Raw genomic sequence first — 12,246 nt, forward strand, 5'->3', positions numbered from 1 at the left:
TTATTAAATATTACATCATAAAAAGTCCCCTTCAAAGCAAACTCTTCCGAAGTACGCTTGTACGCAAGCTTATGGAAAGGGCATATCCGTTTCAATTCCTCGTAACATTCCTTATTATAAGGTTCAAAAAGCCTGAGCAACAATATATGTGGCACGGAATTACTAAAGGGAACCACTTTCTTCCAATCATCGACATAAGAATCAGCCACCATGGCAAAAAAATGATGAAGAAGAAAATAATCAATCAACCTATCATTCTCTCTCCAATATTCATAAAGTAACTTTCTTACGGCCGACACCATTTTATTTCCTGCGCATGCCGTCATAAACCAACTCGAAATATTCAACACATGCCCATCCGCCCCTGGTTTCAAATTTTGAAAGACAAAAAAATCACTATCCAACATATATCTTGGAATTGTTCCTCCCGTACAGAACACCGTCGCATCAATCCATGTTCCGCCATACTTGACCAACAATGCTACCCGTAGTAAGTCCGAAAAATGCGTATGTGTAATTATCCCCGCCTCATATTTCTGTTCGATATAATCGGGGAAAACTACATATTCTTTCCTATTCTTTGCAGTTATAAGTACGATCTTACGGTCCGTAATATGTTCTTGAATAGATGAATAACAATCTTGTACCAATTTCGGAGCATTTTCAATCCCTTGCATCCAACAAATCCAAACCCTCGGACAACTTTCCTGTTCCGTCGCATACTGTCCAGACTTCCATTCCTCGTCAAATGCCTCCAGTACAGGCAAATACCGTTTCCTCAACTTATGCAGTATTTTCTGCTGCACTCCTAAACGTACAATTTCCAATGACTTGCGCGATACACCGGTCAGGCAGACCTGCGCCACGGCGTATGGCAGCACCCCAGCCTTGCGCCACAGGTTCAGTAGCGACCATCCACCGAGTTTCTTAAATGTTGAAAACAAGCCGTTCATTCCGTGCCCCTCAACTTGATTATCTTTATGTCGTGGCTCACTCGATCTTTTTCGACAGGCCACCTCATGTAATCCCCGTAAATGTGGCGGTTTATAGCGTCCGCGTTCGACGGCACATTCACTGTAATGTTCTCGAAAGGCATCTTACGCGGCTCTCCCCACCATTTTTGCATCACCACCTCCCTTTCCCTATATTTGCCGAGCATGTTACCAGCATACCGAGATTTGTCGAAATCATGTTTCCTCAACACGCGTTGCATGGCCGACAAGCATTTATCTACGGACACGAGCTTACTAACGGGTATCACATGAAGCAATCTGATGACCAACTTCTCATGCCAAGGCCGCCCCACCTTGTGGGTGTCAACCTGCGTCCTTATGTTGGGAATCTGCACCAAATACCTATACATCAAGATATGCTTCACATGGAACCACCTGCGCAACCCGTTTGCAGGCAGGCCGTCTATGGGAAATATGTCGAGCCACACGTGGCACTTACGCGGAAGTTCGTTCATAAGCACCTCTATCTCGGCCTCCTTGTCAATGAATTGCGAGAAGTTGAACTGCCATTCCGGTGTGTTGCCATGACAAGTCAGCCCATACCCGTCCGGATATTCCGCTTGCAGGCTCACGAACTTGTCATAGTCCTTTCGCGGCATGCCTATGTCTATGTCATCGTCCCACGGGATGAACCCCTTGTGACGCAGTACCCCTATCAGCGAACCGCCAATCATATACCACCTCAATCTGTGTCTCTCGCAAATATCCATGAAGAGCCGGAGAATCTCCATTTGCGTCATTTGCACTTTTCGAACATTGTTCATCGTTGTCTCAAATTATCATTCAAAAAACTTTCTTATCCTTCCAACTGCCTTATCTTCCTTGCAGGGTTACCAACGTATACGGAGTTTGCATCCAAGTCTTTCACCACCACCGACCCAGCTCCGACCACAGTGCCCCTGCCAATGGTGACACCCGGGAGGATTGTCACGTTGGCACCAATCCAACAACCATCACCGATAACTATCGGCCTAAACACCGTCTTTCTTTCTGCCCTTCGCTTCCCGCTTGATATCTGATGTGTATGAGTGGTCAGGGTGACACCCATGGCAATAGCAACGTCATCGCCTATTATGATGTCAGAACCCATCTTTGTGTGGGAGAAAAATTTGCAGAACTTGTTAATGAAAACCCGTTCGCCGATGACAATCCGCTTGCCCGTAAAATAGATACCACTACAAATTTCCGCAGTTCTTGAAACTTTCCCTATCCTATTATCTAACAATATATTACGAAATAGGGGGGGGGGTAAAACGAAACATTGCAAAATCCACTAAAAAGCTACCTATTTTCATTCCAAACAGTTTAAGTGTTTACAAACGGCGGCTCATTGTCTAAGCATCTTGTCATATAGCATCAGGTATTGCCTAACCATTGTTTCGATATTATATCTCTCGGACACATGCTGCAAAGCTTTCCGAATCACAGTCAAATCATTCTTTTTGAATAAAAACATGGCTATTTTTTCTGAACACTCATGTATATTGTCATTTTTAAAATCATAGCCATATTTCCCGTAATCAATGATTTCCAATGGTCCTTCATTCTTGCTTACCAAAACAGGCACGCAAGCCGCCATGGCTTCTGCCACAGTCAGCCCAAAACCTTCAAACCGACTTGGTTGCACAAACAGGTCATAATCTTTCAAATGAGAATAAACATATTCCCGGCTTTGGTTTCCCAAAAAACGCACATGTTTTTCAAGATTTAACTCAACCACCATTTTTTTTAATTCAACTTCGTCTACTCCACTTCCGATAAAATCCAAAGTAAAGTTTTCCAGCCCCCTATGTTTCAACAGCGACAAAGCTTTCAACAATATATCTTGCCCCTTCTGTTTTAATAACAAACGGCTTACTTGAACTATCTTTAATTGCCCTTCATAAAAATCTATTCTACGGCGCAGAATAGATTGTACGTTTATCCCGTTGTCCACCCTGACACAATTTTTATACCCGGCCTTTGTCATTTCGTCATATACGGCTTTCGATATACATGCCAATACCTTACAACCGGAATATTTCAAAGAAGAAAAACCTGAGTTATGAATAGTTGCAATCCTTCTTCCCTTATAGAATATATATTTCAAAAAGCCGTCATTATGTACATGTAATATATCATAACGTCCTTTCCATAATATATAATTCAATTTTATTATAAACCAAGGACTTCTGCTCTTCAATTTTCTCCCAATCCTAATGACATGACACCTTTTGTCAATCCGGTTCAAAATCGTTTCATCAACCGCGTCATTGATAACGACCAAAGCCACATCACAATGGGAAACCTGACAGTTGATGATATCCGACAGCATATTCTCAATGCCGCCATTGGTCATAGACCAACTTATGTGTGCAATTTTCATACAATCAACAATGATGTGTCACCACCATACAAATTTCCTGCTTAGGCGCAATGGTTATCTTGTCGGGATTTGTTATAAAAAAACTTCCCCACCATCCGAACGAACTATTCGTTATGATAGCATGCTTGCAACATGACATCAACTGCATATCCCTATAGCTCTCCGTACCCTTATTCCAATCCACAAAATATATCTTATCCTTTCCCTTGTCTACGCCAAATATCGAATAGTTGTCTTTACACCAAGACACACTTTCGGTGTCACAAAAAAACACAAAGACGGGATTTTGCACCCGTTTGCGTATGTATTTTACCGCACGCCTGAAATATCCATGCTTGTAACAATAGCCATTTACTCCCAACATGTCACCACGACGCGCGTGTATCGCCACACTGTTACAAGTTTCCAACATTGCCGCCATCTCGCGATTTCTTTCATCTAAAAATGGAGGAAACTTGAATACATTACGCACAGTACTCTCTATTTCATCCAATCCATTTCCATAATTCTTCATAGAAAGGAACTGCCCGGTAAAAATATCATCTTCACCTTTATAAAAGACCTTGTCATAACGATTATACCGACTTATAAAATGCCGATGGCGTATTGCCCGGTACCAACGTTTAAACCAATCCCCCAAATCCGTATCCACCAACAATTCACGAAAGGTTGATTTATGCCGAACCTTCATATTGAAATTGCGTATCGATCCAACAGCTTCAAAATCGCCTCTAATATTTTTCAAAGACAAACCGGCGTTCCTAAAAGCTTCTATAAAATAAACAGGATAATTCCAATTCTTGTCCCACCATCTTGAAGCGCGGATATCACTTATGATTCCTTTCCACGAATTGTGCGAAAAATAATCACGTATATTAGGTGCATGTATACCGAATATGCGTTCCAATTCATAACCATTCCACTGATTTATTACTTCATTGGCTTCGGGCAGGTTAAAAACAATGGTTTCTATATAAATATCCTCCTGCGGATGCAACTTTTTTAAAGCCAGATATTCGCAATAACTAAGCATTTGATTGCCCAATCCGGACTCGATGTGTACTACTTTCATTTCTATCTAACATTTTACAAGAAGAACCAGATGAGGCCACAACTCGACCCACACAAAACCAAAAAACATATCCATATTGAGATGCATGTATTAAAACACTTGCGCCTAACATGGCTATTGCATAAAAACAAATAAGTAAGAATTCAACAAAAACAACTTTTCTATACCTAAACCCTCTTACAATCGCATACATTAAAACAAGTAACAAGATTCCAAGACCAAAATACCCTAACTCGGAAATATGATGTTGATATTCATTATCAAATATCGCCCACTTATTGATGTTCCTTGCATTATCACCATATTTTCCCCAACCTTCACCCCAAAAAGAATAACTAATAATGTCACCGCGTGTATGCTCGAATCTAGTATCAAGGTGCTCATCATCAAACAGGTTTAACATGTGTTCTTCTATATAATTTATATGATCCCCTGATAACTTACCCATTATAAATTGCAAAGCAAGAACAAGAAAAATGGCCGCCAAAGCAATGCATATATTTTTATTTTTTCTCTTGTTGGGATTTAATATGGTAAACAAAAAAAATGCAAATACAAAGAACATTATGCAAACCCGAAGTTGACATAAAAAAAGGATTATAAAACATAACAGAAGCATCGCATAAGACTTTTTATCAATCATATTAGCTGAAAACAAACGATACATCAGATATATACTATACAATAACGTTGCATAAGCTAAATGATAAGGATGTCCCCAAATAGAGGACATCCTCATAATCTCCATATAATTGCTTCCAAATTCGTTCAATTGACTATATTTCATGGACATATACCACCCCGGGGTATATAAAAAGCAATATATTCCGACAAACATGGACATCAATAAAGGAAATCTCATCTTATCCAACGCACTTATAATTGAGATTGCAGAAAATCTTCCCATAAAATAAAAAAGTGTAAAACAAAACTGTCCAGTAAAAGCATAATACATCAAAGTGTTTTGATAGGAACCATAATATTTTAGAAACATTCCATTTAGAAGCATATAGAACAAATAAAATATTATTAGGCAGTCCATCAATTTCTTTTTTTTATTGATTGCATAGAATAGAAAAAAAAGAAGTGAAGATAAAGATAATAATTGAGGAATATGAAAGTCTATATTTAAAACAAGTTGCCCACATCTTTGTACAAAATGCAACAAAAAGAAATAGACAAATATATTAATACAATAAGGTATAAGTTTACCTGTATATCCGCTTTTACGACTAACCATTGATAAAATCTTTTTAACTAACAGTCTTTGATAATCTCCTCATAATGCCTTTTACAGCTATTCCCATCCACATATTTATGGAACTTCCTCACAGTTTCTTCACTTGGGCACATGGACGAGTAATTTTCCCTGCAACGTTTGAGTGCCTCAAAAAGCTCTTCCTGACTATCACATACATGTCCTGCAGGATTTTCATGCAAATCATAAAAATAACCTTCATCCTCCTCATTATAATTTGAATCATAAAAAAAATGAATCAACGGACGGCGTAACAACAGGTAATCCATCCACACACTCGAATAGTCCGACACCAACACATCCGAGTGATAAATTGTGCAAAACAGGTCCAATTCCGCTTTTGTGATATCTATAACCACGTCATTACTTATTTCTTCCGTCATTGCAGGAATCATATTGGGATGTTGCTTGATGAGTACTACCACATCATTTGCCCTCAGCCAGTCAAGCACCGTTTTATTATCTTTGAATAACATAGGTGCCAAGACTCCTTTGCCATACAAACGATGGGTAGGCATATAAGTTACCACCATCTTACCCTTAAATTTGTCAAAGAACTCATTCTCCATCTGTTCCGGTATAAACAAGCTATCACACCGAGGAGAACCCAGTACCTTGATTTCAACCTGCTTAGGAAAAACCTTACGCGTATATTGCGCAACAAACTCGGAGGTTGCAGAAGCAAACTCGCTGACATTATAATCTCCGCTTTTCACAAGATAGTCACTGACCAGATGTTTGAAATCCCCCCAAAAAGTATGTTTGGGTTGCAAGCTCCTCCAATATGCAATGGGAATGGCACCAAGCCCTTTCTTAAAAGCTTGCCCATGCATCAAATAGAAAAACCTTCGCCGCTGTTTCACAAATGCAAAGAAAATGTCCCCTGCCGCATGTGAAGAAAAAACACAACCAGCCCGAGCTATAGCCAAAACAGCCTGCATGCTACAATTCATCACGCAAGGAATCCCTTGCCTCTTCAATTCCTTACGCACTGCCCTATTGCGCGTCACAAACAAGCACTTCACCGTAGGGTCATGACGCATAACATACATCATCAGGTTACGCGGCCCCTCATTGAAAGTTTTTCCATAATTTGCAGCAAAGACCCAATGCTTAGCATCAGCCTTTACAAAGAGGTCAACTATCCGGACGACAATACCATATAAAAGCGTTTTCATCTCTTCTTCATTTTATTCTTATAAGATTTTACTACAGGTAAAACCACATATTCCATAAACATCTCATCTTTCCTTATCCACAACATACCCCCATAAATACAACATCCTACAACTACTCCTATGCACAACACCGCGATGGACGACATAGGCAGCAACCCTAAGAAATATACCGGAGCAGTACCAAGAACCGCCATAAGCAAATACCCCCCAAAATCTTTAAATTGAGTCCAATAACCCAAATGAAACAGTTTGCCTGTATAATAGGTGTTGATGACCAACGAGATTTGGGAATAAACCAAATTTGACACACAAATGGCCAATACGCCAAAAGGCACGGCGCATAACAACAAAAGCGTAGACACGGCCTTCTTAATCACCTCCAACCGTAAATAAAGGTCGCTCCTCCCCTTCACCTGCAACAGGTTCAAGTTTATCTGGGCTATATGGGTGACCAAAGCTGACAAACAAAACAACTGAAGGTATACCACGGCAGGCTCCCATTTCTCAGTCAACAAGAACAAAACCAAAGGGCGGGCCAACGCAGCCAACAGGCAAAGGGCAAAGAAAATGAACATGGAAGAAAAACGTATGTATTTACGATAAATACGTATCAAATGTTCATCATCATTTTGGAATTTGGCCAAAACCGGAAATGTGACCCGCTGCAATACTCCCGTCACCGTCACACTGGGAAGATTCGCAAAATGCATGCCCCGTGTATAATACCCCAAGTCGGAAGCCGTATAAAATTTCCCTATAAGAATCGTAGACATGTGATTATAAAGCACGCCCAACAACCCAGATGCCATCAACTTGCTGCCATATGAAAACATTTCCCTAAAAGACTTTACTGAAAATATCCACGATGGAAACCATTTGGACGAAATCCACAAAACCAAACACCGGACCACTGCACTACAAACCGACTGCCATACCAAAGCCCATACTCCCAGGCTCAAGCCCGCACATGTGATGCCAACGATGCCGGAAACCAATGTGGCCCAAATGGACGCGCGTGCCTGCGACTTGAAATCAACCGCAGCCGTAAAAAGGGCGGTCTGGACCACTGCCAAAGAATTAAAAAGCAATATCACCGAAACCGATCGGGTTATCTCCACCAATTCCTGCCTTTCAAAAAACAATGCAATCCACGGCGATATGAAATACATGACGATGACCAAGGCTATCCCCACAGCCACATTAAAATAAAAGGCCGTAGAACAATCCACCTGCGAACGGTCTTGCCTCCTCACCAAGGCATTCGAGAAACCACTATCAATCAACGTTTGGGAGACGGACAAAAGAATTGCTATCATACCCACCAACCCGAAATCATCAGGAGACAACAAACGAGCCAAGACCAATCCAATCACGAACTGCATCCCTTGTATGGCCAACCGTTCGATAGCACTCCACTTAACGCCGGACAGGGTTTGCTGCTTTACATTACCCATTATACTATGTTTGAATCAAATATGATACCACCAAAAAGTATCTAACATGACATGGCTGAAAAAATTGTCGCCTGCATCTTCTCTTTCATCGTACCTTTTACCTCCCATCCCAAGGCCTTCAACTTATCGGTCGAAAAGACAGATTTCGTAACCACGTTATAACCTGATTTTTCCATAACGGACGGTATTTCCATGACGACTTTCCTATTCCCTATTTCCGCTATCATTTCCGCTAATTCCTTAATTGATATATTAGAAGAAATATCGGCTATATTGTAAGCCTGTCGGTTTTCACCTTTAAGCATAATGTACAGCAAAGCAGCCACACAATCCACCACATAGCACCAAGAACGGTATTGACTGCCATCGCTTTTCATGGCAATATTTTTCCCTTTCATTATATTGCGTATGAATTGGGCATACACACGTTGATCGTTTTCTGTAAAATACGGACCGTATACATGGCACGGACGGGCTATGCTAATATCAATTCCGTATTGACTTGAGTATGATTCACACAATGTTTCTGCAGCCCTCTTGGATGAAGGATAACAAGCCCTTACGCTCGCACAATCGACATACCCACTATAATCTTCTGTGAATACCCTACCATCACCCTCACCATAAATTTCTCCGGATGATACGTATACAAACTTTTCCAAACCATTATCTCTTCCATAAGAAAGCAAATTATCCACGCCATAAAAATTTGCTTTCATTACCCCCACAGGATCCGTTGCATACAACTGGGGAGAAGCACCACTCGCAGCATCAAGGATGAAATGAAATTGGATTTCACAAATTAATGGAGAGATAATATCATGTTTCATAAAATGGAAAAAGGGCGAGTTAGCATACGCAAAAAAATATTCTTTTGCCCTCTCCATACTTCGTCCAGAAGCATATACATGGTAATCTTGTCCTTTCCTATTCATCAAGACATCCACAAAACATCTCCCAATCAAACCTGTGGCACCGGCTATAAAAATATTTTTTCCACTTAGTTTTTCCCACGGAAGGCTGAGTTTTCCAACTTCCCTTAAATCATCTATATATGCCATAATAAAATCTATTTCATCCAGGATTCAGGGCTTGCATGCAGCATCGCCTTGAAAAGTTCCACATCTTCCGGCCGTGTCAATTTCAGACCGTTTTTTTCTGAACCTAATACAATATGTTGTTCCGTCACACCTAAGGCGGCCAATAAAGTACAAGAGGCAACCGTCTCTTTTATCCCTCTCTCTAATGCTGCTTTATGAGCCTGATACAATGTACCCAAACGGTAGGTATGAGGTGTTTGTGTCCTTACAAGACGTTCCCTTGGAATTTTAATTTCATGTATGTTGTCATCCACCCGTTCCATAATGGCTTCTTTACACATCAGCCCCGTAACAGCATAGCCGTACTTCCTACATATTTCTATATTATTTCGGATAATTTCTTCTGAAACCAACGGTCGTACACCATCATGTACTAAAACGATATCGTTTTCACTACATTTTGCATTTAACAACCCTATTATCCCATTATAAATGGATTCCTGATTACTCCCTGCCCCTTCGAATATCCATCTAAGTTTCGAAATATTATATTGATTGGCATAAGCTTGCAGTACAGTATCCCATCCTTTGAGACAAATAACCGCTATGGCATCTATTTCCGTTGCATATTGGAATGCTTGCAAAGTATAGATAATGACAGGCTTATTATCTATGCACATGAATTGTTTGGGGATATCCTGCCCCATCCTATTACCAGAACCTCCGGCCGTAAGTAATGCTATATTCATCTTTAATTTTTATTATAAAACTGATTTATTCCTACCAAATCTCTATATCGCTCAATTGATGGTGATTATATTCCGCATCATCAGGTAATTGCATATAATCTCCATAATGGCATCGCAAAAACATATCCACATCATGAGGAGCAGGGAATTCATGCCCCTCAAAAAACACTCTCGATGTAGGGAACAACGTGCCATCGGGATAAAAGTACCCCTTCCCTGTTCCCGTCCCATAGGCATTCGTCCAATAGTTTTTCTTTTTTGTCAAAAGCCTTGCAACGGAAAATAAAACAAGTTGTATTTTATGTAATGCCCAAGCCAACCACATTGCACAACGAGAGTCTCCTAATATCCTAATGGTTGTTTTTCCCCACTCTTTATATCTCAAAATATTATTGACTTTCATGTTCACATGATTATCGAAAGGGAAAATGTCTATTTGTACCCCTCGGTATTTCTTCAACTTCTCCAAAACAATCATTTTATGTTGTGAATGGACGTACTTGCTCTTCGTGTCACGTAAAGTGTCCCACATATAGAAACAATAAGGATCTGTTTCTGCACATTGGAATACATATTGCGGATGCTTCTCATTCATAAAAATATCACGTACCCGTTCCACATCCTTAACATGGATACCCACATCTATATCATCATCCCAAGGTATAAACCCTTTATGTCTCACAGCACCCAACAAAGACCCTCCTTCAAGGAACCACTCCACCCCATGCTTACGCATAACCTCGTCAAACCACATCAGCATATCCACCATCCGGAGTTGAGCCTTACGCAAGCTGCTACCGTCTGGATTATATCTCTGATGAAAACTTATTTCCAATTCTGGTGTCAACAACATAACAAACAATTTTTTTATAAGTAAATGTCTAATCTTGACGTTTGGTACATGAAAACCATCCGGAGAAGCGGTTTCCTATTAAGTAAAACAAAAATCAAAATGATTCTTTAACAAGCATTAGCACTGACACCAACAGCAAGTTGGACAGTTCGTTGCAGCCAATACATTCAGCCTACTTCTGACGTTCCTGACTATTTCCATTTGTCTTAAACAACAGCCTGAATTGGACGATTACCACCCGTATCTCCTACACAGGAGTTTTCCCAAAAACATCCTTCATCTTTCAGGATGTATGTTAATCCTTTCATTACTTGTGTGTTATGGACTGAAGGATGTTTCAGGCATCTTTCAGCCACGCTTCATTCCGCAAGGAAGAGAACGGAAAATCAATCGGCTGAGAATGAAAAATCGTTTGGCTGAGATTGGAAAATCGTTTGGCGCAGAGCGTTTGACGACTCTCAGCCATGAAAGGAAACTGAAAGATGGACTTTCCATCTTTCAGACCGTAATATGTTATATAATAGACGTTTACCACATATCCTGAAGGATGAAGGATATTTTTGCAAACTCTTAGGGTGGAGGGTATTTTATTTCGTAATCACCCAATCCTTCAGGGTATGCCGTTCCATGTCAAAGTTGATTCCAACCTTTACCACGGGCAGTCCGCACAGGGCGAAGCGTTCAGGATAGTTCTTCAGGTCGATTTGCCGCATGGCGGCCTCGGCCGATTGGTCCAGTTTCAGTTCCACGACGTAGAGCGTGGTGGCCGTGCGCATCACCATGTCCACCCGTCCCATCGGGGTACGTACCTCCACGTCCACATACGCGCCGAGAAGGCTGAAAATGATATAGAGCATTTGTTGGTAATGGCCTTCATAGTCCGTGCGGTCACAATAAGGGACGGTGGAAAGGAAGGTCTGTAGCAGGCACAGCATCCCGTCCATGTCGCCGCGCACCAAGGCACGGGCCAAATTAACCACCGTGGTATTGGTCGTCTGCGTATCACGTGTCACATAATAAGGTATGAGACTGCGCATCAAACCTATCCTTACTTCCGCATTCGGGATGTCCAAGGTATAGATTTGGAACATCTCATCGTACCCCTTGATGGTGACATAGCCGCTTTGGTACAACAAGGGGGTGATGCTTTCCATTCGTTCGGTCGGTGCGTCGAAATCAGCCGCCACAACCTCGTTACCCCCTATTTTGGAGGGTAACACACCGAATCTGTTCAGCATTTCAATTAAGTAAGTGGGCGTGCCGC

Annotated in this window: 12 protein-coding genes; all 12 read right to left on the minus strand. The window is 41.0% G+C overall.

Annotation, left to right across the window (positions count from 1 at the left end; genetic code table 11):
- On the minus strand, positions 1–953 hold a 953-nt coding region (locus tag HMPREF9441_RS13950; protein WP_008622328.1), incomplete at its 3' end, for a capsular polysaccharide synthesis protein.
- A complete protein-coding gene (locus HMPREF9441_RS13955; RefSeq protein ID WP_008622331.1) occupies positions 950–1,777 on the minus strand; it encodes a LicD family protein in 828 nt (275 codons plus the stop codon). The genes HMPREF9441_RS13955 and HMPREF9441_RS13950, both read right to left, overlap by 4 nt.
- Before the next feature lie 32 nt (positions 1,778–1,809).
- Positions 1,810–2,238, minus strand: a complete 429-nt coding sequence (locus tag HMPREF9441_RS13960) for an acyltransferase (RefSeq protein ID WP_008622332.1) — start codon at positions 2,236–2,238, stop codon at positions 1,810–1,812.
- A gap of 102 nt (positions 2,239–2,340) precedes the next feature.
- The gene (locus tag HMPREF9441_RS13965; RefSeq protein WP_008622334.1) at positions 2,341–3,378 is read right to left on the minus strand and encodes a glycosyltransferase; all 1,038 of its coding nucleotides are present in this window, start codon (positions 3,376–3,378) and stop codon (positions 2,341–2,343) included.
- 4 nt (positions 3,379–3,382) lie between these two features.
- Entirely contained in the window at positions 3,383–4,423 is a 1,041-nt protein-coding gene (locus HMPREF9441_RS13970; RefSeq protein WP_253270818.1) for an alpha-1,2-fucosyltransferase, read from the minus strand.
- Positions 4,404–5,690 (minus strand): hypothetical protein, encoded by a 1,287-nt coding sequence (locus HMPREF9441_RS13975; RefSeq protein ID WP_008622336.1) that lies wholly within the window; start codon positions 5,688–5,690, stop codon positions 4,404–4,406. The genes HMPREF9441_RS13970 and HMPREF9441_RS13975 overlap by 20 nt, the downstream gene beginning before the upstream one ends.
- Positions 5,691–5,707: 17 nt before the next feature.
- Positions 5,708–6,886 carry a CDP-glycerol--glycerophosphate glycerophosphotransferase gene (locus tag HMPREF9441_RS13980; RefSeq protein ID WP_008622337.1) on the minus strand — a complete coding sequence of 393 codons (1,179 nt, stop codon included), beginning with the start codon at positions 6,884–6,886 and terminating at the stop codon, positions 5,708–5,710.
- Positions 6,883–8,340: a lipopolysaccharide biosynthesis protein gene (locus HMPREF9441_RS13985; protein ID WP_008622338.1), complete on the minus strand. Its 1,458-nt coding sequence runs from the start codon at positions 8,338–8,340 to the stop codon at positions 6,883–6,885. The genes HMPREF9441_RS13980 and HMPREF9441_RS13985 overlap by 4 nt, the downstream gene beginning before the upstream one ends.
- 41 nt (positions 8,341–8,381) lie before the next feature.
- On the minus strand, positions 8,382–9,401 hold the full coding sequence (locus HMPREF9441_RS13990; RefSeq protein ID WP_008622339.1) for an NAD-dependent epimerase/dehydratase family protein: 1,020 nt from the start codon (positions 9,399–9,401) through the stop codon (positions 8,382–8,384).
- Positions 9,402–9,409: 8 nt separating this feature from the next.
- On the minus strand, positions 9,410–10,129 hold the full coding sequence (locus HMPREF9441_RS13995; protein ID WP_008622340.1) for an IspD/TarI family cytidylyltransferase: 720 nt from the start codon (positions 10,127–10,129) through the stop codon (positions 9,410–9,412).
- Between the two features lie 31 nt (positions 10,130–10,160).
- Positions 10,161–10,982, minus strand: a complete 822-nt coding sequence (locus HMPREF9441_RS14000; RefSeq protein ID WP_008622341.1) for a LicD family protein — start codon at positions 10,980–10,982, stop codon at positions 10,161–10,163.
- Positions 10,983–11,569: 587 nt separating this feature from the next.
- On the minus strand, positions 11,570–12,246 hold a 677-nt coding region (locus HMPREF9441_RS14010; protein ID WP_008622343.1), incomplete at its 5' end, for a PD-(D/E)XK nuclease domain-containing protein.

The organism is Paraprevotella clara YIT 11840 (genome assembly GCF_000233955.1).
GTDB classification, from domain to species: Bacteria; Bacteroidota; Bacteroidia; order Bacteroidales; family Bacteroidaceae; genus Paraprevotella; species Paraprevotella clara.